The following is a 21,265-nucleotide window of genomic DNA, read 5'->3' on the forward strand; positions in this document are numbered from 1 at the left end:
GTGTCCACAGAGGAACTGCCGTGGTTCGCCGCCGGGCTGCGCGGCCTGGGCGGCGCGGGCTCGGTGCTGCTGATCTCCCGGGATGAGGTGGCGCGCTGCCTGCAGCTGCTGGATCCGGTGGCGATCGTGCGGGAGGCGCTGGTCGAGCACCACGCGGGCCGCACCGTGCTGCCCGCCGAGGCTTACCTGCGCTGGGACAACGACCAGGGGGCGTACACCCGCTCGATCGCGATGCCCGGCGGCATCGTGCGCGACGGCGGGCCGGCCGCGTACGGCATGAAGATCATCAACGCGAGCGTGTCGAACCCCGCCGCGGGGCTGGAACGGGCCGGTGGCGTCGGGCTGTGCTTCGACCCGCAGACCGCCCGGATCAGCGCGATCATCGAGATCGGCCTGATCAGTTCCGTGCGTACCGCCGCGGTGTCGCTGGTCGGGGTGCAGGCGGCCGGTCACGCCGACGCGACCTGCCTGGCCGTGCTCGGCTGCGGCACGCAGGGCGGCACCCACCTGTTCCTGTTCGCCGACCGGCTGCCCGGCCTGCGCCGGGTCGCGCTGCACGACGCCGATCCGGCGGCCGCCGACGCCCTGGCCGAGCGGGTGCGGCGGCACCGCCCCGAGGTCGAGGTGGCGGTGCTGCCCGACGCCCGCGCCGCGCTGCGCGACGCGGACCTCGTGCTCACCGCGACCACCGCCGACGACGGCTACCTCCCGCCGGACTGGATCAGGCCCGGCGCGGCGGTGGTCAACGTGTCCCTGGCCGACCTCACCGCAGAAGCCCTGCTCCAGGCCGGGCGGCTCTACGTCGACGACGTCGAGCTGGTGGAGCAGAACCCGCGCCGTCCGCTCGGCCGGCTCATGCGGCAGGGCCTGGTCACCGCCCCGGGCTCGACGGGCGGCCGCCCGATCGACGCGACCATCGGCGCGCTCGCCGCCGGGGCGGTGCTTGCCGCGCCGCCGCCGTCCGGGTCGTACACGGTGATCAACCCGTTCGGCATGGGCGTGCTGGACGTGGCGCTGCTCGACGCGATCCGGCGCGCCGCGACCGGACTGGGCCTGGGCACGGAGGTGGCGCTGTGACCACGACGCAGCCTCCGGTCGCGCTGGTCGACGTCGCGCGCAACCGCCGCCGCAGCCTGCTCAGCGTGCGGCAGCTGACCGCCGCGCAGCTCGACGCGCTCGTCGAGCGGTCGGTGGGCATCGCCGCCGCGCCCGCCGACGTCGCCCCGGTGCTGGAGGGGCTGGTGGTCGCCACGCTGTTCGAGCGCACCTCCACCCGCACCCGCACCGCGTTCAGCGTCGGCGCGCTGCGCCTGGGCGCGAAGCTGCTCACCTACGACGCGGCGGGGCTGCAGCTGCAGACCGGCGAGACCATCGAGGACACGCTGCGGGTGCTCGGGCTCATGCTCGACGGCGTCGTCATCCGCAGCACCCGTACGCTGGCCGAACTCGACGGACTGCTGGACCGGGGCGCGCCGCCGATCGTCAACGCGATGGCCCGGGAGGAGCACCCCACCCAGGCCGTCTGCGACCTGGCCACGATGCGCGCCCACCTCGGCGCGCTCGGCGGGATCTCGGTGCTGTACGTGGGCGAGGGCAACAACTCCGCCTCCGCGCTGGCGTACGCGCTGGCCCGGGTGCCGGGCGCGTTGCTCTCGCTGTACGTGCCGCCCGGCTACGGCCTGCCCGAAGAGCAGCTCGCGCTCGCCGTCGCCGACGCGACCGCCCACGGCGCGCAGGTCCGGCAGGTCGAGCGGGCCGACGAGCTGCCCGAACACGTCGACGTCGTCTACACCACGCGCTGGCAGACGACCGGCACCAGCAAACCCGACCCGGCCTGGCGCGAGACGTTCCGCCCCTACCACGTGGACGAAGCGTTCCTGGGCCGCTGGCCGGCCGCCCGTTTCCTGCACGACCTGCCCGCCCACCGGGGCGAAGAGGTCACCGGCGCGGTGCTCGACGGCCCGGCCAGCCTGGCCTGGCAGCAGGCGCGGATGAAGCTGTGCAGCGCCATGGCGGTGCTGGAGACCTGCTGGACGGCGCGATGACCGCGCCGTGGCGAAAGGACGGATGAGCGATGCAACCCGCGGTCCTGCTCGTGTACGCCAAAGGCGGCCCGGCGCTGGAGTTCCTGCTGCCCCGGCTGGTGAGCCGGGCGCTGGTGGACGTGCTGCTGATCGGCGAACCCCAGCCGTGGCAGCGTGAGCTGCTCGAACGGCTGTGCCGCCGGGTGGTGCCCGCCGACCCGTCGGCGGTCCTGCCCGACGAGATCGTCCGGGTGGCCACGGAGCTGCGCAGCGACGGGGTGCTGACGTTCTCCGAGTTCTGCGTCGTCGCCACCGCGCAGGCGTGCCTGCGCCTGGGCATCCCGGGTCCGGGGGAGGGCGCGGCCCGCTCACGCGACAAGGTGCTGATGCGCCAGGCCTGGCAGGCGGCGGGCGTGCCCAACCCGGCGTTCCGGCCGGTGGACTCGCTGGCGGAGCTGGAGGCGGCCCGCGCCGAGATCGGCGGCGACGTGATCGTCAAGTCGGCGCTGGGCGCGGGCTCCATCGGGCAGGCGATGCTCAGCCCCGGCGAGGACGGCGCGGCGGTGTGGCGCGAGGTCGAGGCCGCCACCGCCGCGGCCCGCCGCTCCGGCATGAGCGAGCACGGCGACCGGACCGGCCCGCGCTACCTCGTCGAGGAGATCATCCAGTCCGGCGTGGACGGCTGGTACGACCAGCCCGGCTACGGCGACTACCTCAGCGTCGAAGGCCTGGTGGCGGGCGGGGTCTACCACCCGGTGTGCCTGACCGCCCGGCTGCCGACCGTGCCGGTGTTCGTCGAGCTGAGCAACCACGCCCCCTGCACGCTGGCCCCCGAGCTGCAGCAGCGCATCGCCGACGTGTGCCGCCAAGCGGTCGACGCGCTGGGCCTGGACACCTGCGCCACGCACACCGAGGTCAAGCTGATGCCGGACGGCACCGTGCGGCTGCTGGAGTCCGCGGCGCGGGCCGGCGGCGCGGCGGTCACCCGCGAGCTGGTCGAGGCGTACGGCGTGGACCTGATCGGGCTGCAGCTGGCGGCCGCGCTCGGCGAGTCTCCCGCGGTGCCCGACCGGCTGCTGCTGCCCGCCGACGCCCGCGGGGCGGCCGCGTCGCTGTCGGTCATCGCCGTCGACTCGACCGGCAAGCCCTGGTCGTCGCTGCCGCCGTTCCGGCCCGACCTGGTCGCCTGGGAGGAGCTGGTGTCCGGCGGCACCACCGTCGAGCTGGTGCGCGGCCAGTCCCAGCCGCTCGGCACGCCCATGCCCGCGTTCCACCCGCACACCGGGGTGCTGGCGTACGCGGGCCTGCTGCTGGTCCGCGCCGCCGACCCGCTGACCCTGCGCGACGACTGCTACCGCATCCTCGACGGCCTCGAAGAGGCCATGACCAGGGCCGCCGCTGACGCCTGACCGACCCGCACCCCGACCGCGCACCACGGCCGCCGCGGCGGCACCCGACCGAAAGCGAGTAACGCATGTCCCTCGTGCTGGGGTTGAACCTGAGCCACGACCGCTCCGCATGCCTGGTCCGCGACGGCGAGATCGTCGTCGCGATCGAGGAGGAGCGCCTGGACCGGATCAAGCACTCGGAGGGCTTTCTCATCCAGGGCCACTTCGAACGCCTGACCAAGACGATCCCGATCAAGTCGGTGGCGTACTGCCTCGACGCCGCCGACGTGGGCATCGACGACCTGGACCTGGTGGTCGGCAATCGGCCGCTGGGCGACGGCGCGGTGTGGCGCATCCGCCGGGACCTGCCGATCCGCGACAAGTCGAAGATCCGGGAGCTGCCGCTGCCCGGCCACCACCTCGGCCACGCCTCGGTGGCGTTCTACCCGTCCGGGTTCGAGCAGGCCGCGGTGCTCGTCGTCGACCAGGCCGGCGCGCGCTGGCCGGGCACCGGCCGGATCGAGAAGCACACCCTGTTCCGGGGTGAGGGCAGCACGCTGACCCGGGTCGCGGCGGTGGACTACCCGTCGGACTACTCGGACATGAGCCTGGGGCTGTTCTACGACTTCTTCACCGTCAAGCTCGGTTTCGTCACCCGCTACGGCACCCCCGACTGGGGCGTGTTCGGCTGCGGCGGCTACCCGGAGGCGGGCAAGACGATGGGCCTGGCCCCGTACGGGCGGCCGCGGCCGGACTGGGGCAACTGGCTGGCCTTCGACGGGTTCGACATCAAGGTGTCACAGCAGTCGCTGGAGGACGTCTGGCAGCGGCTGCTGGCCGAAGAGGGGAGCGAGTTCTCCGCCGCCGACCCGCTGCGCTGGCAGACCCAGTTCGCCAAGGACGTGGCCCGCAAGATCCAGGACGAGCTGGAGACGGCGATGCTGCACCTGGCCAACCACGCCCGCGAGGTCACCGGGCTCGACCGGCTGTGCCTGGCGGGCGGGGTGCTGCTGAACTCGGTGGCCAACGAGCGGGTGCGGGCCGAGTCCGGGTTCACCGACGTGTTCATCCCCGCCCCGGCGGGCGACTCCGGCGTGGCCATCGGCGCGGCCCTGTACGGCAGCATCGAGCTGCTGGGCCAGGCCCGGCCCGCGCCGATGCGGCACGCGTCGTTCGGCCGTGCGTACACCCGCGCCGAGGTGCTGGAGGCGCTGGCCACCGTCACCGGCTACACCGGCGTCGAGCTGGCCTGCCGCGACGCGGGCCCGCGCGACGTCGCCGAGCTGCTGGCCGGCCACCAGGTCGTCGGCTGGTTCAACGGCGGCTCGGAGATGGGGCCGCGGGCGCTGGGCCACCGCAGCATGCTCGCCGACCCGCGCCACCCCGAGATGCGCGACTACCTCAACAACGTGGTCAAGCACCGGGAGCCGTTCCGCCCGTACGCCCCGTCGGCGGTGGCCGAGGAGGCGGGCAAGTGGTTCGACTTCTCCGGGGAGAGCCCGTTCATGCTGCTCGTGCCGAAGGTGGCCGGGCACGCGCAGCAGGGGCTGCCCGCGGTCACGCACGTCGACGGCACCGCGCGGCTGCAGACCGTGTCGGCGGAGGCCAATCCGGCCTACCACCAGGTCATCGCCGAGTTCGGGGCGCTGACCGGGGTGCCGATCGTGCTCAACACGTCGTTCAACGACGCCGGTGAGCCGATCGTGGAGACGCCGCTGCACGCGCTGTGCACCTTCGTGCGCACCGAGATGGACCACCTGTACCTGGACGGGCTGCTCGTGTCCAAGGTCGGCCGGGAACTGCCCGCCGCGCACCCGGCCCGCTCGCCACTGGCCCGCTGATGGCGGCACCGTACGCCCGGATCAGCAGCGGCTTCCTCGTCAGCCAGGTGTTCTTCGGCCTGGCGACGAGCCTGTTCGACATGTACTACGCGCTGCACCTGCAGCAGGTGGGGATCGGCCCGGCCGGGGTCGGGCAGATCTTCTCCGTCGGCTTCATCGTGATGGCCGTGGTCGTGCTGCCGCTGAGCGCGGTCACCGATCGGTTCGGGCTGGAGCCGTCGATGGTGGTCAGCAGCGTCGGCTTCGGCCTGACCATGCTGGTCATGCCGCTGTCCGACCGGTTCGCCGCCCAGCTGCTGCTGTTCGCCGTCAACAGCGTGGCGGCGGCGATGATGCTGGTCAGCGTGAACGCGGTGGTGGGCGCGTCGGTGCCCGACGAGCAGCGGCGGCTGAGCCTGTTCCGGCACGGGTTCGTGGCGTTCCTGGCCGCGTCGGCGGCGGGCAACCTGCTCGGCGTCGGGCTGGCCGCGCTCGGCGGGTCCGGTGACTACCGGTCCGAGCTGCTGCTGTCCGGGGCGCTGGCGCTGCTCATCGGCGTCGCGCGGGCGATGATGTGGCAGCGCGGCGCGGTGCGGTCCGCCCCGGCGGGCGGCACCCTGTCGGCGCTGCGCGACGCGGTGCGCGAGCACGGCGCCCGGCTCGGCGAGCTGCTGCTGCTCGCCGGGCTGGTCGGCGGGGCCGGGGTGCTGGCGATCCGGTTCGTGCCGCTGCTGGTGGTCAACCACCTGGGCCTGGACGAGCAGTGGCTGGGCTGGGTGCTGGTCGCCGACCGGGTCGCCAGCGTCGTCGGCATCTTCGTGCTGTTCCCGCTGATGCGCCGCGGCGGGGTGTTCCGCGTCGCGGGCTGGGGCATGTGCGCGGCGCTGCTGTTCCAGGGCCTGGGCGCGGCGGCGACCGGCGCGGCGCTGTTCCTGCTCTGGTACCTGCTGCGCCAGGGCAGCCACTACGCGCAGATGCCGGTGCTCGACCACACCGCGAACCTGCTCGCCCCGACCGGGGTCCGCGCGTTCGTCAACGGCGTGCAGCGCATGGGCATCTTCGTCGGCAGCGCCGTCGCGTCCCTGGCCTACGGCACGCTGATGGACCAGGGGGCGTACCGGACGGCGATCGTGCTGTCCGGGGTGCTGTCGTTCCTGGCCGGTCTGCTGTATCTGCGCCGCGCACGGGCGCAGCGCCGGGTCCCGGTCGCGGTGGGGGAGCCGGTGGCGCGATGACCGCGGGTACGCCGGCCACGTGGTCAGCGGTCGGCGTACAGGGCCTCCAGCTCGCGGCGCAGCAGCGGCGGGCTCTGCTCGACGAGCTTGAGCAGCCGGTCGGCTTCGGCCAGCGTCATCGCGTGCTCCCAGCGCCGACGGAACAGGCTCGCGTCGAGGGCCTGGTGCCTGCGGCAGAAGTGGTCCAGGTTGCGCATCAGCTGGGCGCGCATGACGCGCAACGCGACCGCCGGGTTCGGGTCGGCCAGCGGGTGCACCTGGTGGTAGTTGATCGCCGTGGTGCTCACCGAGAACGTGACGCCCGCCCGGTGCAGCCGGTAGCTCAGGTCGGTGTCCTCCAGCCCCCAGCCGGTGAAGGACTCGTCGAAGCCGCCGACCTCCTTGACCGCGTCTCGGCGTACCGACAGGTTCGCGGTCGTGGCCAGGGCCCAGCCGAACCGGAAGTCGGCCAGCTCGGGGCCGTAGGCCCCGACGATCGCGTGGTAGTTGTCGGGCTCGTCGCCCAGGCCGGTGCGGTCGAACGCGGCGGCCGGGTCGGCGGCCAGCTCGCCCGGCGCGAGGAAGTGGATCGGCTCGGCCAGCTTCTCGACGCCGCCGACCCGGGCGACCAGGGTCAGCAGGTCCTGCTCGCCGAGCGGCAGGAGGCCGGGCCGCCACCAGGTCAGCGCCCGGCGTTTCCAGCCGATGACGCCGTCGCGGCCCTGCCGTGCCGCCGCGACGTGCTCGGCGACGAACTCGGGCGCGGCCATCCGGTCGTCGTCCAGGAAGACGATCAGCTCGCCGTCGGCATGGGCCAGCGCGGTGTTGCGGGCGGCGGCCCGGCCCCGGTTCTCCTGGCTGACCAGCCGGATGTCGAGCCGGTCGAGGAACGGCGCGACGACGTCCTCGACGCCGCCGGCGGTGCCGTCGTCGCAGAGCACGACCTCGAATCCGGGGTGGGTCTGCGCGAGCAGCGACTCCAGGGTGAGCGCCAGATACTCGCGCTTGTCGCAGGTCGCCATCACCAGGCTGACCGGGAGCCGTTCTACCATCCAAGCCTCCACCGCTCGTCGCCGTACATGTCCACCATCTCGTTCAGATCGCCCTCGACCCGCGGCAGGCGCGACGGCACCGCGGAGCGGGGATGCGCGACCACGGGCACCGGCCCCTTCGGCGACATCAGCAGCCCGACCTCGCGGGAGATCGGGTTGCCGGGCACGGGGACCAGCACGTAGCGGCTGAGAATCGCGCCGAGCACGAGCTTCATCTCCAGGTCGGCGAAGGCCGCGCCGATGCACACGTGCGGCCCGGCGCCGTAGGGCAGGTACTCGTACCGCGTCGGGCTCGCCGCCTCCCAGCGCTCGGGCTGGAAACGCAGCGGCTCGGGGAACCGGGCGGGGTCGCGGTGGGTGACGTACTTGCTGGTCACGACCTGGCACCAGGCGGGGATCTCGTGCTCGCCGAGCATGGTCGGCGCGACCGTGATCCGAGCGGTGTTCGGGCCGGGCGGCAGCAGCCGCAGCGTCTCCTTGAGGATGCGGTCGAGCACCGTGGACGCGGCGTGCTCCTGCGGTGTGCGCCCGGCGGTGTCGTCGAGCGCCTCGTCGAGGTCGGGACGGTGCTGCGAGAGCAGGATCAGCGCCCAGGACAGGGTGCTGGACGACGTCTCGTGCCCGGCCACCAGCAGTGTGGTGAGCTGCCCGACGAGCTGGTCGTCGGACAGGCCCCGGCCGCTTTCGTCGCGGTCGGCCAGCAGCGACTGCAGCAGGTCGGGCTGCTCGCCACCGGACCGCCGAGCGTCCACGATGGACGCCAGGGCGTCGTCCAGCCGCCGGATGACCGACAGCAGCCGCCGGTACGGCGTGCCGGGCAGGTCGAACGGGAAGTAGCGGATCGACGTGGCGAAGTAGCGCAGGGCCAGCATCTGCTGCACCAGGCGGCCGATCGAGTCGGCGTCACGGGCGATGTCGACGCCGAAGAAGCACTGGCAGGCGATCCGCAGGGTGAGCCGGCGCATGCTCGCGGTCAGGTCGAACGCCTGCCCCGGGACCCAGGAGTCGACCTCCTGCGCGGCGAGCCGGGCGATGACCTCGGCGTGGCGGCCCATCGCCTGGGGCCGGAAAGACGGCGTCACGGTGTGCCGGGCCGCGCGGTGGTCGGGGCCGTTCATGTTGAGCAGCCCGATGCCTCGGCGCGCCCGCCGGATCCGGGCCGGGATCGCGTACTCCAGCACCGTGTGGAACACGTCGCCGCCGGTCAGCACCGTGCGGTTGTGCTCGGCTCCGAAGGCGAACACCTGCCGGCCGTCGCCGTGCACCAGGCCGCTGACCGGGCCGAACTCGTGGTGCAGGCGCGCGGTGTAGGCGACCGGGTCGGCGGCGTAGGCGTGGGCGTTGCCGCGCCGACCCGTCCAGCGCCGCGGCGGCGGGCCCGGGACCGGGCTCATCCGGCGTACCAGCCGGCATGGGGCCGTTCGAGGCCCGCCTGCCCGCCGTGCCGGAACGCCGTCGCGGCGAAGCGCCCGGCCGGGCCCCGCAGGGCCGACACGGTCGTCATCGGCAGGTAGCGGCGGAACAGCCCGGGGAACGCGGTCGCGAACGCCCGCTCGGCCAGCGGTCCGGGCTCGGCGTGCACCGGGTCCGGCATGACCAGCCCGAGCATGAAGCAGGTCGTCCAGTACTCGAACAGGGTCAGCTCGCTGACCGCGCCGGTCAGCGCCGGCTCGGCGGCCAGATCGGCGTAGAAGCGCCCGGACAGGTCGGCCTTGCGCAACCCGCCGGGCAGCCTGGTGTCCGCGAACTCGCCGAGCCAGGCCAGCTCGCCCTCGTCGCCGCAGTAGAACCACTCGGCGTGCACCCGCATCCAGGACGCCCACGGCACCCAGGTCAGGCCGTCGCCCGCCACCGGGGTGGCGAAGTCGACGGGTGTGTCGCCGTCGGCGGGGCAGGTGGCGTGGCGCAGTCCCTGGAAGCCGTTGCCGGTCAGGCTGAGGTGGTCGTCGTGCTCCACCAGGTGCGGCACGGTGACCAGGGTGCGCCGCCCGGTGGCGCGCAGGTGCGCCGACAGGGCGAGGTCGTCCGCGCCGGTCGGGTCGGTGACGCTCGCGGCGAAGTCGAGCGCCGCCTGCCGGGGCAGCACGAGGCCCTGGGACGGGGTGTACACGTCGACGGCCCGCGCCCACGACCAGCCCTGCCAGGCGGCGGCGCGGACCAGGCCGGCGGTGCGCGAACCCCACTCGCAGAACAGGCTGACCGCGTCGTCGGGCCGGGCCCGCACGGCCCGGTGCAGCTGCTCGGCGAACCCGTCGCAGGGGATGACGTCGTCCTGCAGCACCAGGTGGTGGGTCGCGTCGTCACCGACCGCGGCCCAGGCCCGTACGGCGTTGCCGAGGTTGCCGCCGCCCGGCCCGCCCGTGTCGACGACCAGCGCGGGAGTCAGCCCGGCGAGTTCGTCGGCGAGCGCGCGGGCGCGGTCGGCCCGCGCCGGATGCGTCATGATCACGGTCGACAGCCGGACGTCACTGTGCGGCATGGCCGCTCCTGGTGATCCGGTGCAGGGCGACGGCGCGCTCCACGTGCTCGATCATCGCCTGCGCGCCGTCGGCGGCCCGCAGCGTGTCCGCGAACACGGTGTGCGCCGAGCGGTCCGCCGGGGCAAGCATCGACCTGATCTTCTCGGCGACGGCCTCCGCGGGATCGTCCGGTGCGACGACCACACCGAGGCCCAGGTCGCTGACGCGGCCGGCGTTGCCGCGCTGCTCGGCCGAGTGCGGCACGAACACCAGCGGCGTCGCGGACAGCAGGCCTTCGATCATGGAGGTGTGGCCGCCGTGCACGACGGCCGCGCTGGCGCGGGCCATCAGGTCGACGGCGTCGTGGCGCAGCCCCGCGATGTCGACCACGGCGTCTGCGGCCGCGGCCCGCACCCGCGCGGCGAGGGCGTCGCTGCCGGGGCCTTCGGCGCCCAGCGTGACCGCCATCGGCACGCCGAGCCCGCGGGCGGCGGCGACCACCCGGAGCAGGTCCGCGTCTCCGGCGCCGCTGCCGCCGAGGGTGATGTTGAGCAGCGGCGCGCGCTCGCCGCGTTCCGGCGCTTCGACCAGCTCGGGCGGGACCAGGGCTCCGATGTGGCGGATCTCGGCGACCAGGCTGGTGACCAGGCCCATCGTCTCGGCGGGCACGTCGGACAGCGGGTCGAGCAGCGCCAGGTCCGGCACCAGCATCGCGTCCCCGAGCACCTTGCCGGTGTGCGCGCCGGCGATGCCGAGCTGGTCGAGGGTGATCAGCACCTCGGGCAGCACGGCGTGCATCGGATGGCGGAACAGCCGTAGGTTGTGGCAGGTGACGCTCGGCAGCCCGCGCATCGCGGCGGCCACCGACGCGGTGTTGCGCATGTCGCTGACCACGATGTCGGGTCCGAAGTCGTCGATCACGCGCAGCTCGTCGGCCAGGCAGGTCTCGACGTAGGCGGGACTGGCCAGCCGGGTGCGGGCGAACGCGCGCAGCTCGGCGACGTCGTTCATGCCGCGCCAGGCGGGCGCGGGCCCGATCTCGTCGATGCCGATCCAGGGCAGCCCGGCCCGTTCGACGAGCGGGCGGACCTCCTCGTGGGCGGCGACGGCGACCTGGTGGCCGGTGAGCTGGAAGCGCTGCGCGGCGGTGCGCATCCGTGCGATGTGGCCGAGGCTGGAGCGGCTGAACGCCACGAACAGCACCCGCAGCGGGGTCCGGGTGGTCATCGGGCGGCTTCCTCCAGGGTGAGCGTGCGCGGGGTGCGCAGGGCGACGACCAGTCCGGCCAGGGCGCAGACGGCCAGCAGCGCCAGCGCCTGGCGCGGCCCGAGGGCCTCGGTGAGCCAGCCGCAGAGCAGCGTGCCCAGCGGCACCGAGCCCCAGGCGATCATCCGGCCGACGGCGTTGACCCGGCCCTGCAGGTGCAGTGGGGTGATCACCTGCCGCACCGAGATGCCGACGACCATGAAGCAGGTGTGCACGGTGTTCCAGCACAGCAGGGCGGCGAGCGCGACGGCCCAGTTCGGCGCGGCGGCGTACGCCAGCAGCAGCACCAGGTCCGCGCCGATCAGCCAGCGGGCGGCGGGAACCGGCGGTGCGGTCTTGAGCCGCCGTGCCGCGAGCGCGCCGAGCAGCGCGCCGGCCCCGCACGCGGTCATGATCCAGGCCGTCCGGTAGTCGTCGGTGGGCAGGCCCAGCGCCCGGGAGGCGAACACCACGAGCATCCCGTACACCGCGCCGGCGCTGATCCCGACGCCGACGTTGACGATCGTGTACGCGCGCAGCAGCGGCTGCCCGCCGATGAACCGCAGGCCCGCCCAGACCGCGCCGCGCTCCCGCGCCCGGCCGGGCTCGGGCGCGGCGGCGTCCGGCAGCCGCAGCAGCGCGATCAGCACCGCCGACAGCAGGTAGAACCCGGCCAGCACGGCGAACGTCGGGCCGAGCCGCAACGCGTCGAGCAGGAAGAAGCCGACCGGCGCGGCGACGGACGTGACGACCGTGCCGGCCATCCACAGGTAGCTGTTGGCGCGGAACACCCCGTCCTTGCCGACCACCGCCGGGATGGCCGCCGAACTGGCCACCTCGAACCACACGTACACGGTGGCGGAGGCGAAGCCGACCAGGATCAGCGCCGCGGGGTGCGTGCCGACCGTGCCGGCCAGCAGCGGCACGCACAGCAGGACGGCGGCGTTGGCGGTCTCCATCCACACCATGACCCTGGTCGGCGAGGACCGGTCGACGACCGCCCCGGCGAACAGCCCGAACAGCAGGAACGGCAGCACGTTGACGGCCGAGGCCAGCGCGGCGGCGAGCGCGGACCCGCTGGACCGGTAGACATACAGCGGCAGCAGCACCCACAGGATCGAGTACGCCACCGTGGAGGCGAACTTACCGGCGACGAGCAGGCCGAGCCCGCTGCGGGCGGGGGAGTCCGCCTTGGCGATCACGGTCACGGGTCAGGAGGTCCTTCCGATGCGCCGCTCGACCTCTTCGGGCCGCGGCAGCCTGGTCCCGGACGCGATCAGCGCGGTGCCGACGTCGATGATCCGGTCCACGGTGCTGCGCAGCGCGTCCATGCCCTCGGTGTCGGACAGGATGCCCTGCTCGCCGCCGGAGTGGATGGTCACCGGGAAGCCGCTGCCGACCAGGATGAAGCGGTTGAGCAGCAGGTTGTGCAGGAGCTGGGCGTGCACGTCGAGGTGGCCGTAGCGGCGGCCGACGACGATCGCCGCGCCGATGGTGTTGGTCAGCGGCCGGGTGAACCGCAGGTGGCCGACCCCGGCGCGCTCGATGAAGGTCTGCATGAGCGAGGACAGCCCGAACCCGTGCACCGGGGCGGCGAAGACGACCGCGTCGGCTTCGATCATCGCGGCGACCACCTCGCCGACGCTGTCGTCGACCGGGCAGGGGTCGGACCGGGAGTTGCAGGTTCCGCAGTCGCATGCGAGCACCCGTTGCTCGGCCAGGTTGATGATCTCGGTCTGGCAGCCGCGCTGCTCGGCGTGGGCGGCGACCTCCTGCGCGGCCTGCCAGGTCGATCCCCTGCTGCGCTCGGATCCGTTGATCGCCAGAATCTTCATGTTCACCCGATCACTCGTGCGGGATGCCCAACGGCGTACGCATCGTCGCGTGATCGGGCGTCGTCCCCCCGGCCGCCGACCTGATTCGGTCCAATGAGGAGTCTAGTGGCCCCGTGGGAGCGTGATCGACGGCACGCATGTGCATGTCTCAAGGCGTGGACCCGGCCGTATAGCGGGCGTGGTCAGACGGGCGCAACCGGGTCACCCGGCCGAGGACAGATCATTGACGTAACGGTCGGTGACCATTGCTTCACTGCCACGCTGACTGAGGGCGGCGTCCCGCATCGGGCGGCGCGTACGGATGGCGGGTGTCGGACATGGGCGGTGTGTGGGTGGGAGTCGGCTGGTTCGGCCTGGCGCGGCGGCGTGTCCCGAATGCGGCGGTGATCTTCGCGGTGCGCCGGGACTGGCCGGACTGGCATACCCACGATTTCGTGGCGCCGCGCTCGACCGAGGCCGAGGCGGTGCGGGCCGCGCACAACGAGCTGGCGTACTGGCGGCGTGGCCCGGCCCGCCCGGCCGTGAGCATCGTGCGGATGAGCGTCAACGACTTCCGCATCCACCGGGACCGCCGCGACTGCCGCGCCCCGGACTGCGCGGCGGCGACCTCACGCCGGGCCGGACAGGCCCGGTCGTGACGTCGCGCCGGTGCTCAGTAGACCTGAGCGAAGCAGCCCACGGCGACGACCAGGGACAGCATCGCCATCGACAGCACCATGAGGGGTTTGGGAATACGCATCGTGCTTCTCCGTTCCGTGTGATTCAGCCGGCATCGCCCGGCGGGTTCGCTCCGCCCAGGTAGAAGTCCTTGCGGGCGGCCACGAACGACTCGATCGACTGCGCGGGCGAGCCGGTGACCCGTTCGACGTCGGCGGACGTGCGGTCGTAGCGGTTCTCGTGGTGCAGCCGGGCCATGGTGGCGATGTGCTGCTCGGTGTGCGGCGGCAGGCCCGCCTTGGCCAGCACCTCGGTGCGCCACCGGTCCAGGGGCAGGTCCACGTACGCGATCTCGCGGCCGAGCGCGCGGGAGAACTCCCGCGCCAGCTCCGTCATGTCGACGGTGCGCGGTCCGGTGAGCTCGTACACGTGCCCGACGTGCGGGGCCGGGTCGCGAAGCACGGTCGCGGCGACCCGGGCGACGTCGTCGACGGCGATCGGCGAGGTGCGGCCGGCGCCGAACGGCAGCGCGATGGTGCCGTCCTTGCGGATCGTCGCCGCCGCCAGCGTCGTGAACAGCGGGTTGTCCAGGAACGAGGTCGGCCGCAGGTGCACCATCGGCAGACCCGACCAGTCGAAGACCTGCTCGGCGAGCCAGTGCAGCCGCTGCTGGTGGGACTCGGCGGTGCTGGTCGCGGTCATCTGTGACACCGTCATCTGGGACATGTCGACCAGCGCCGACAGCTGCCCGTACTCCCGGGCCACGCTGGCCGTCACGGTCGCCGCCAGCAGGTGGTCGGTCGACACGGGCATCGCGAAGTACATCCGCCCGACGTCGCGCAGCGCGGCCGCCACGGTCTCCGGCCGGGTCAGGTCGCCGAGGACCACCTCCGCGCCGCGGGCGCGCAGCATGTCGGCGTGCTCGCCGTCGCGGCGCACCATCGCCCGCACCGGCACGTCCTGCGCCCGCAGTTTGTCGAGGACGGCGCTGCCCACGCCCCCTGCGCCGGCGATGAGCACCAGGTCACTGGCTGCCATGGGTCTACTCCTTCGGTGAACTGTGCGTGGCCGGCTTGCGCCGGGGCTGGTGACGGTCGCGGTAGGTCTCCAGCAGGCGCAGCCAGACCTCGCTGATGGTCGGGAAGGCGGGCACCGCGTGCCAGAGCCGCTCCAGCGGGACCTCGCCGGTCACGGCGACGGTCGCCGAGTACAGCAGCTCCCCGACCCCCGGCCCGACGAAGGTGGCCCCGGCGACCGTGCCGCGGTCCAGGTCGATCAGCAGGCGGGCCTGCCCCCGGTAGCCCTCGGCGAACTGGTGCGCGCCCGCGACCCGGGCGATGTCGTAGTCCACGACCTCGATCCGGCGGCCGCTGTCGGCCACGTCGCGGGTGGTCAGGCCGACCGAGGCGACCTCGGGGTCGGTGAACACGACCTGCGGCACCGCCGTGTGGTCCGCCGTCGACACGTGCGCACCCCAGCGGGTGTCGTCGACCGGCTCGCCGTTGGCGCGGGCGCCGATCGCGGCCCCGATCATCCGGGCCTGGTACTTGCCCTGGTGGGTCAGCAGCGCCCGGTGGTTGACGTCACCGGCGGCATAGAGCCAGCCTTCGGCGATGGCGGTGACCTGGCCGGTGTCGTCCACGGTCAGCCAGTCGCCGGGCGCCAGGCCGACGGTGTCCAGGCCGACGTCGCCGGTCCGCGGGCTGCGCCCGGTGGCGTACAGGATCTCGTCGGCCGCCAGCTGCGTGCCGTCGGCCAGCGTCATCCGGGCTTCGCGGCCTTCCCGGTGCACCGTCGCCACGGTCGCGCCGAACCGGATGTCGACCCCTGCCTCGCGCAGCCCGTCGGCGACCAGCTCCCCGGCGAACGGCTCCATCTTCGACAGCAGCTCGCCGCGTACCAGCATGGTCACCTGGGAGCCGAGCGCCTGCCAGGCGGCGGCCATCTCGACGGCGACCACGCCACCGCCGACGATGACGAGCCGGCCGGGCACCTCGCCGGCGCTGGTCGCCTCACGGCTGGTCCACGGGCGGGCGAGGTCGAGACCGGGGGTGTCGGGCAGGGCCGCGCTCGTGCCGGTGCAGACCGCCACGGCGTGCCGCGCGGTCAGCCGGACCGTCCCGCCGTCCGGGGTATGCACGGTGACCTGGCGGGGGCCGTCGAGTCGGCCGTGGCCGCGGATGAGGTCGACGTCGACCGAGTTCAGCCACCCGACCTGGTCCTCGTCGTGCCAGTGGTTGGCCAGGTCGTCGCGGTGGGCGAGCACCGCGGGCACGTCCAGCGGCCCGACGGCCTGGCGTAGCCCCGGCACCCGGCGGGCGTCGGCGCGCGCGATCACCGGCCGCAGCAGCGCCTTGCTGGGCTCGCAGGCCCAGAACGAGCATTCACCGCCGAGCAGCTCGCGCTCGATGATGACGGTGCTCAGCCCGGCCGCGCTGGTCCGGTCGGCCACGTTCTCGCCGACGGGGCCCGCCCCGATGACGATCACGTCGTAGGTCCGGGTCGCCTCGTGGGTCGCTGCTTCGCTCACTGCTTCTCCTGTGGTCGGATCGAATGCCGTCGTCTTCCGCTCTGCCGATCATCGCGGAGCGCGGCGGGCCGCTACGGGGCCGACGCGCCCGGCCGGGCCGCTGGGCGAGGTTCCACCGAGGGGCCCGGCGCCGGCGGCGTGCGATGTCAGCGGCCGGGGGCGCGTTTCCTGACCTCCTGCAGCACCCAGCCGTTGCCGTCGGGGTCGCTGAAGGTGGCGAAGGAGCCGTAGTCGGCGCGCTCGGGGTGCCTGCCGGCGACGCGTCCCTGGCCGGGGCCGTCGTGGGTGATGTCCCCGCCGCCGTGGCCGTGGTACACCAGCGCGTTGGCGTCGTGGAACACCTCGCTCACGGCGACCCCGCGGCTGACCAGCTCGGCGCGGGCCTGCTCGATGTCGGGCACGATGAGGTAGAGGCCCTGGACGGAGCCCGGGGCGGCGGCCGTGAGCCCGGTGCCGAACATGATCGAGGCTTCGGACCCCGGCGGGGTCAGGTGGACCGCACGCCACTGCTCGTTGGCGGCCTTGTCCAGGTCCAGGCGGAAGCCGGCCGACTCGTAGAAGGCCTTGGCCCGATCCACGTCCGATACGGGCAGCACGATGAGTTCGAGCTTGAGGTCCATGAGGTTGTCCTTTTCTCCACCGGTCGATAAGTCGACCGGTCTACTATTTCTGGCCGCAGCGGCTTCAACCGCCGGTGGCCACCTGGTGTTCCCCTCTCGGGGAGGGCACGCCCGTCGCCTGTCTCATCGTCCGCTGCCCGTCCGGGCTGTGACCACCAGATGCGCCTGCTGGTCATGACTCTGTAAGGGCTGGGGCGTGCGGTCGAACGATACGAGCATATGCTCCTATCTGTCGTCGGCAAGGCAGCCGAAGTGCTCGACGGCCCGGCTGGCAGGCGCCGCTACGTGCTGGTGCTCGCAGATGCGAGCATCTACTCGTATTCTTGGTGGGGTAGACGGGCAGGGGGAGACGGTGACCACAGCGGGCGGCGACCCGACGGACGGGTGCAACAACCTGGCGCTGCGCAAGGCGGCCAGGTATCTCGGGGCGACCTACGACAAGGCGCTGGCGCCGTCCGGCCTGCGTGCGACGCAGTTCAGCATCCTGCAGAAGCTCAGCGCACACGGCGAGATGACCATCGGTGGCCTCGCCGACGCCATCGCCATGGACCGCACGACGATGGCGTCCAACCTCAAACCCCTCGCCCGGCAGGGCCTCGTCACCGTCGAGCAGTCGGCCAGCGACCGCCGCGCCCGGACCGTCACGCTCACGCCGGACGGTCTGTCCCGGATGAAGGCGGCACTCCCGCTGTGGCAGGACGTGCAGGCCCGGTTCGAGGAGAGGTTCGGGCCGGGCGAGGCGGCCCGGCTGCGTGCCTGCCTGGTGGGCGTCCTGGACACCGGCTTCGACCCCTGGGCCGAGTGACGTCTGACCGGCAGACGGCTGGCGATTTTGCCGACTCGCCCGGTGCCGCCGCGGCCATAGCATCGGACCTCCCTATATCCATTGATGAGAATGGAGTACGGATCCGATGCGCACCATTCTGCTGGCCGTCACCGCCGCGCTCGCGCTGACCGCCGTACCGGCCGCCGCGGGTTTCGCGGCCGCGCCCGCCCCCGCCGCCGCTGCCCCGCGTCCCATCGTGTTCCTGCACGGGGCGGCCGGGTCCGCGGCACAGTTCGAGACCCAGGCCAAACGATTCGCGAGCAACGGCTACCCGGTCGAGGTCATCGACGGCATCGACTACGACTACTCGTTCGGCGCGGAGAGCAGCAGCGCCGTGCTGAACCGCCTGGAACAGCGGATCGACCAGCTGCGCCGGCAGACCGGAGCGGACAAGGTCGACCTGGTCGCGCACTCGCTCGGCACGTTCCTGAGCCACAGCTTCCTGCGCACCCGGTCCCGGGCGGCGAAGGTCGCCCACTACGTCAACCTCGACGGCGCGACCGCGCTGAGCCGCCCCGGCGGCGTGCCGACCCTCGCCATCTGGGGCGAAGGCTCCACCAGCAGGCGCATCTGGGGCGCCACCAACGTGTACCAGAGCGACCAGTCCCACACCCAGACGGTCACCTCGACCCAGAGCTTCGTGCAGATGCACCGCTTCCTCACCGGAAACGACCCGGCCACCACCGCGGTCGCCGCCGAGACCGGCCCGATCACCCTCACCGGCAAGACCGTGCTGTTCCCCTCGAACGCCGCCGCGACCGGGGCACGCGTCGACGTGTACGAGATCGACGCCGCCACCGGCCGCCGCCTGACCTCCCAGCCCTTCGCCCAGGCCACCATTGCCGCCGACGGCGGGTTCGGCCCGATCACCGCCGCGCCGCAGGCCCGCTACGAATTCGCGATCGTGCACAGCGCGGGCCACGTGCAACACCACTACTTCCAGCCGTTCCAGCGCACCGACCGGCTGCTGCGCCTGCTCACCAACCGGCCCGGCGAGGGCATCAGCAGCCGGGTGCCCGTCGATCCCCGGCACAGCGCGCTGTCGCTCACCCGATACAAGGAATGGTGGGGCGACCAGGGCACGGGCAGCGACCACCTCACCGTCGACGGCGTCGAGATCCTCAACGCGGTCACCGCACCGCGTGATAAGCGCGCCATCGGCCTGTTCGCCCACGACCAGCGCGTCGACCAGCGCACCGACCTGAGCGCCGCCATCCCCGACTTCGACGAGGTGTTCATCACCGCCGCCGACGTCTACATCCCCGCCGCCGCCGACGCCTCCGGCACCGTCACCGTGACCATCCAGTCCCGGGCGGGCGGCGGCACCCAGCGGTTCACCGTGCCGAACTGGCCGTCGCACACCGACCGCATCACCCTCAATGCCCTCGACCTCTGACGAGCACCTCCGGGGAGCGCCGCGGCGCTCCCCGGAGGCAATCCACGAAGCAAGTCCTCGGTGGTACGCGCCGCAGGGCGTACGCTGATCGGCGTGGATCAAGAGGATCGCATTGCCCTGTTCCTGGACTACGAGAATCTGGCGATCGGTGCCCGTGATCACCTCGGCGGGATGACCTTCGACCTGCGGCCCATCGCCGACGCGCTCGCCGAACGCGGGCGGGTCGTGGTACGCCGGGCGTACGCCGACTGGTCGTACTTCGACGCCGACCGCAGGTTGCTGACCAGGTCGCACGTGGAGCTGATCGACATCCCGCAGCGTATGGGCGCCTCCCGCAAGAACGCCGCCGACATCAAGATGGCCGTCGACGCCCTGCAGCTGGCCTTCGAGCGCGACTACATCTCCACGTTCGTGTTCGGCACCGGCGACAGCGACTTCACGCCACTGGTGCACAAGCTGCGCGAACTCAACAAACGCGTCATCGGCGTCGGCGTCGAGCAGTCGACCTCGGCGCTGCTGCCACCGGCCTGCGACGAGTTCCTCTACTACGACCGGCTCGAAGGCGTCGAGATCAGGCCCGCGCGCACCCGGCCCGGCCGGACGCCCGCGCCGGCCAAGCCTCAGGAGACCGCACCGCAGCCGGTCGAGCAGGAGATCGAACTCCCGGTGGCGGCGGAGGAGGCTCCCCGTGACGTCGACACCCTCGCGGTGCTCGTCGCGCAGACCGTCGCCGGGCTCCAGGGCAGCTCCGGCGGTGCGGTCACCGCGTCGACGCTCAAGCGCACCCTGCTGCGCAAGGACCCGACGTTCAACGAAGGCGACTACGGGTTCCGTACCTTCGGGGAGCTGCTGCGCTATCTCGCCGAACGCAACGTCGTCGAGCTGGGGGAGGGTCCCGCCAAGGGGGATCCGGAGGTCTCGCTGCCCGAGTCCGGCGGTCCCGAGGCGGAGTTCGGGCTGCTCGGCTCGGTCGTCGCCGACCTGAGCCGGAACGCGGGGCCGGTCGCGCTGTCCGGTCTGAAGAACCACCTGCGCCGGGCGAAGCCGGACTTCAGCGAGAAGAAGCTCGGCTACCGGAGCTTCCTGCAGTTCTGCAAGGCGGCGGCGACCGCCGGGGTCGTCGACCTCCGCTGGGACCCCGAGACCGACGACTACCTGCTCACCGCCGTGCCGTCGAGATCTGTCGGTGCTCCTGCATAACGTGCAGGACATGACGACCTTCGTGCTCATTCCCGGCGGGGGCGGCGACGCCTGGTACTGGCACCTCGTCGAGGCCGAGCTCACCCGGCGCGGCCACGACGTCGTCAACGTGGACCTGCCCGCCGACGACGAGAAGGCCGGCTTGCGCGAGTACGCGGAGGTGGTCGACGCGGCGGTGGGGGAGCGAGCCGCGCCGGTGCTGGTCGCGCTGTCCATGGGCGGGTTCACCGCCGCCATGGTGGCTGCCCGGCGGCAGGTGTCTGCGATCGTCTTCGTCAACGCGATGATCCCGCTGCCCGGGGAGCAGCTCGGGATCTGGGGAGAGGTCACCGGCCAGTCCGCGGCCCAGCGTGACCAGGCCGTCCGGGAGGGCAGGGATCCCGACGCCGCGTTCGATCAGCGCGCCGACTTCTTTCACGACGTTCCCGACGACCTCACCGAGTACGCCCTCAGCCATGATCGGGACCAGTCGGAGCGGGTGTTCGGCGATCGGTGTGAGTTCGCGGTGTGGCCGCCGGTGCCGATCCGCGTGCTCGCGGGGCGCGACGACCGTCTGTTCCCGGCAGAGTTCCAGCAGCGGGTCGCCCGTGATCGGCTCGGGGTGGAGGCGGAGCTGGTGCCGGGTGGCCACCTGGCGACGCTCAGTCACCCGATAGAGCTCGCCGACCGCATCGAACGGTGCGGACCATCGTCCTCGTAAGCCTCATTGGGCTGTATATCTGCTGGTCAGAGCGATGGCGGACACTCCGTTCGAAGTGAAGGGGATTCGGGGATCGGTAGGCGGTGATGATGTGACGGGGGACAACCGACCCCGATTTGCATCCCGGCTGACGGGCCGCGTAATGTTCTCTCTGCCAGCGAGGAACGGACAAAAACACCGGGGCTGAAGAGCCCGGGTGGAGGCCGGATCGCTTGGCCGCCCGGAGTGGGGCGGACCCCGGTTAGGGGGCCGCGAAACCGGTCCGGTACTGTGAACGACACAGCCCCGCAGTGCTTCCC

The 21,265-nt window shown here is 72.8% G+C and carries 19 protein-coding genes; 10 read left to right on the top strand and 9 right to left on the bottom strand.

Translation table 11 applies throughout. From position 1 onward, the window contains the following. The 5 genes from ACFQO7_RS31415 (at position 1) to ACFQO7_RS31435 (ending at position 6,467) form a co-directional block, all read left to right on the top strand. Positions 1–1,077: an ornithine cyclodeaminase gene (locus tag ACFQO7_RS31415; RefSeq protein WP_376809787.1), complete on the top strand. Its 1,077-nt coding sequence runs from the start codon at positions 1–3 to the stop codon at positions 1,075–1,077. Next, positions 1,074–2,045: an ornithine carbamoyltransferase gene (locus ACFQO7_RS31420; RefSeq protein WP_376809788.1), complete on the top strand. Its 972-nt coding sequence runs from the start codon at positions 1,074–1,076 to the stop codon at positions 2,043–2,045. The genes ACFQO7_RS31415 and ACFQO7_RS31420 overlap by 4 nt, the downstream gene beginning before the upstream one ends. A gap of 29 nt (positions 2,046–2,074) precedes the next feature. Further along, on the top strand, positions 2,075–3,433 hold the full coding sequence (locus ACFQO7_RS31425) for an ATP-grasp domain-containing protein (RefSeq protein WP_376809789.1): 1,359 nt from the start codon (positions 2,075–2,077) through the stop codon (positions 3,431–3,433). 65 nt (positions 3,434–3,498) lie between these two features. Beyond that, positions 3,499–5,253 (top strand): carbamoyltransferase family protein, encoded by a 1,755-nt coding sequence (locus ACFQO7_RS31430; protein WP_376809790.1) that lies wholly within the window; start codon positions 3,499–3,501, stop codon positions 5,251–5,253. Further along, positions 5,253–6,467, top strand: a complete 1,215-nt coding sequence (locus ACFQO7_RS31435; RefSeq protein ID WP_376809791.1) for an MFS transporter — start codon at positions 5,253–5,255, stop codon at positions 6,465–6,467. The genes ACFQO7_RS31430 and ACFQO7_RS31435 overlap by 1 nt, the downstream gene beginning before the upstream one ends. Positions 6,468–6,490: 23 nt before the next feature. Here the strand turns inward: ACFQO7_RS31435 and ACFQO7_RS31440 are convergent, their stop codons facing one another. The 6 genes from ACFQO7_RS31440 to ACFQO7_RS31465 are packed head-to-tail and all read right to left on the bottom strand — an operon-like array spanning position 6,491 to position 13,037. After that, on the bottom strand, positions 6,491–7,498 hold the full coding sequence (locus ACFQO7_RS31440) for a glycosyltransferase family 2 protein (protein WP_376809792.1): 1,008 nt from the start codon (positions 7,496–7,498) through the stop codon (positions 6,491–6,493). Then, positions 7,492–8,892 carry a cytochrome P450 gene (locus ACFQO7_RS31445; RefSeq protein ID WP_376809793.1) on the bottom strand — a complete coding sequence of 467 codons (1,401 nt, stop codon included), beginning with the start codon at positions 8,890–8,892 and terminating at the stop codon, positions 7,492–7,494. Before ACFQO7_RS31445 ends, ACFQO7_RS31440 begins: the two co-directional genes overlap by 7 nt. After that, positions 8,889–9,977: a hypothetical protein gene (locus ACFQO7_RS31450; protein ID WP_376809794.1), complete on the bottom strand. Its 1,089-nt coding sequence runs from the start codon at positions 9,975–9,977 to the stop codon at positions 8,889–8,891. Before ACFQO7_RS31450 ends, ACFQO7_RS31445 begins: the two co-directional genes overlap by 4 nt. Then, positions 9,964–11,184, bottom strand: a complete 1,221-nt coding sequence (locus ACFQO7_RS31455; RefSeq protein WP_376809795.1) for a glycosyltransferase — start codon at positions 11,182–11,184, stop codon at positions 9,964–9,966. Before ACFQO7_RS31455 ends, ACFQO7_RS31450 begins: the two co-directional genes overlap by 14 nt. Beyond that, positions 11,181–12,410 carry an MFS transporter gene (locus ACFQO7_RS31460; RefSeq protein ID WP_376809796.1) on the bottom strand — a complete coding sequence of 410 codons (1,230 nt, stop codon included), beginning with the start codon at positions 12,408–12,410 and terminating at the stop codon, positions 11,181–11,183. The genes ACFQO7_RS31455 and ACFQO7_RS31460 overlap by 4 nt, the downstream gene beginning before the upstream one ends. Positions 12,411–12,413: 3 nt before the next feature. Next, positions 12,414–13,037 carry a flavodoxin family protein gene (locus tag ACFQO7_RS31465; RefSeq protein ID WP_376809797.1) on the bottom strand — a complete coding sequence of 208 codons (624 nt, stop codon included), beginning with the start codon at positions 13,035–13,037 and terminating at the stop codon, positions 12,414–12,416. A gap of 317 nt (positions 13,038–13,354) precedes the next feature. Here ACFQO7_RS31465 and ACFQO7_RS31470 point away from each other — a divergent pair, with 317 nt between their 5' ends. Next, positions 13,355–13,675 (top strand): hypothetical protein, encoded by a 321-nt coding sequence (locus tag ACFQO7_RS31470; RefSeq protein ID WP_376809798.1) that lies wholly within the window; start codon positions 13,355–13,357, stop codon positions 13,673–13,675. A 124-nt stretch (positions 13,676–13,799) separates the two neighbouring features. Here the strand turns inward: ACFQO7_RS31470 and ACFQO7_RS31475 are convergent, their stop codons facing one another. The 3 genes from ACFQO7_RS31475 to ACFQO7_RS31485 form a co-directional block, all read right to left on the bottom strand. Continuing rightward, on the bottom strand, positions 13,800–14,732 hold the full coding sequence (locus tag ACFQO7_RS31475; protein WP_376809799.1) for an NmrA family NAD(P)-binding protein: 933 nt from the start codon (positions 14,730–14,732) through the stop codon (positions 13,800–13,802). 4 nt (positions 14,733–14,736) lie between these two features. Beyond that, positions 14,737–16,224, bottom strand: a complete 1,488-nt coding sequence (locus ACFQO7_RS31480) for a dihydrolipoyl dehydrogenase family protein (protein ID WP_376809800.1) — start codon at positions 16,222–16,224, stop codon at positions 14,737–14,739. A gap of 146 nt (positions 16,225–16,370) precedes the next feature. Next, entirely contained in the window at positions 16,371–16,844 is a 474-nt protein-coding gene (locus tag ACFQO7_RS31485) for a VOC family protein (RefSeq protein WP_376809801.1), read from the bottom strand. Positions 16,845–17,196: 352 nt separating this feature from the next. Between ACFQO7_RS31485 and ACFQO7_RS31490 the strand changes: the two genes are divergently transcribed. The 4 genes from ACFQO7_RS31490 to ACFQO7_RS31505 all read left to right on the top strand — a co-directional run bounded on the left by ACFQO7_RS31490 (position 17,197) and on the right by ACFQO7_RS31505 (position 20,966). After that, positions 17,197–17,649: a MarR family winged helix-turn-helix transcriptional regulator gene (locus tag ACFQO7_RS31490; protein ID WP_376809802.1), complete on the top strand. Its 453-nt coding sequence runs from the start codon at positions 17,197–17,199 to the stop codon at positions 17,647–17,649. Between the two features lie 106 nt (positions 17,650–17,755). Then, positions 17,756–19,066 (top strand): alpha/beta fold hydrolase, encoded by a 1,311-nt coding sequence (locus ACFQO7_RS31495; protein WP_376809803.1) that lies wholly within the window; start codon positions 17,756–17,758, stop codon positions 19,064–19,066. 93 nt (positions 19,067–19,159) lie between these two features. Beyond that, entirely contained in the window at positions 19,160–20,266 is a 1,107-nt protein-coding gene (locus tag ACFQO7_RS31500; protein WP_376809804.1) for an NYN domain-containing protein, read from the top strand. Between the two features lie 10 nt (positions 20,267–20,276). Continuing rightward, on the top strand, positions 20,277–20,966 hold the full coding sequence (locus ACFQO7_RS31505) for an alpha/beta fold hydrolase (protein ID WP_376809805.1): 690 nt from the start codon (positions 20,277–20,279) through the stop codon (positions 20,964–20,966). Positions 20,967–21,265 lie beyond the last annotated feature (299 nt).

The sequence above is a fragment of the Catellatospora aurea genome, assembly GCF_042663325.1.
Classification (GTDB): Bacteria; Actinomycetota; Actinomycetes; order Mycobacteriales; family Micromonosporaceae; genus Catellatospora; species Catellatospora aurea.

Bases quoted from the DNA above. Each gene is read 5' to 3' on its own strand.
- ACFQO7_RS31425 (WP_376809789.1), top strand. From the start codon at position 2,075: ATGCAACCCGCGGTCCTGCTCGTGTACGCCAAAGGCGGCCCGGCGCTG.
- ACFQO7_RS31430 (WP_376809790.1), top strand. From the start codon at position 3,499: ATGTCCCTCGTGCTGGGGTTGAACCTGAGCCACGACCGCTCCGCATGC.
- ACFQO7_RS31435 (WP_376809791.1), top strand. From the start codon at position 5,253: ATGGCGGCACCGTACGCCCGGATCAGCAGCGGCTTCCTCGTCAGCCAG.
- ACFQO7_RS31440 (WP_376809792.1), bottom strand. From the start codon at position 7,498: ATGGTAGAACGGCTCCCGGTCAGCCTGGTGATGGCGACCTGCGACAAG.
- ACFQO7_RS31445 (WP_376809793.1), bottom strand. From the start codon at position 8,892: ATGAGCCCGGTCCCGGGCCCGCCGCCGCGGCGCTGGACGGGTCGGCGC.
- ACFQO7_RS31450 (WP_376809794.1), bottom strand. From the start codon at position 9,977: ATGCCGCACAGTGACGTCCGGCTGTCGACCGTGATCATGACGCATCCG.
- ACFQO7_RS31455 (WP_376809795.1), bottom strand. From the start codon at position 11,184: ATGACCACCCGGACCCCGCTGCGGGTGCTGTTCGTGGCGTTCAGCCGC.
- ACFQO7_RS31465 (WP_376809797.1), bottom strand. From the start codon at position 13,037: ATGAAGATTCTGGCGATCAACGGATCCGAGCGCAGCAGGGGATCGACC.
- ACFQO7_RS31470 (WP_376809798.1), top strand. From the start codon at position 13,355: ATGGGCGGTGTGTGGGTGGGAGTCGGCTGGTTCGGCCTGGCGCGGCGG.
- ACFQO7_RS31475 (WP_376809799.1), bottom strand. From the start codon at position 14,732: ATGGCAGCCAGTGACCTGGTGCTCATCGCCGGCGCAGGGGGCGTGGGC.
- ACFQO7_RS31485 (WP_376809801.1), bottom strand. From the start codon at position 16,844: ATGGACCTCAAGCTCGAACTCATCGTGCTGCCCGTATCGGACGTGGAT.
- ACFQO7_RS31495 (WP_376809803.1), top strand. From the start codon at position 17,756: ATGCGCACCATTCTGCTGGCCGTCACCGCCGCGCTCGCGCTGACCGCC.
- ACFQO7_RS31505 (WP_376809805.1), top strand. From the start codon at position 20,277: ATGACGACCTTCGTGCTCATTCCCGGCGGGGGCGGCGACGCCTGGTAC.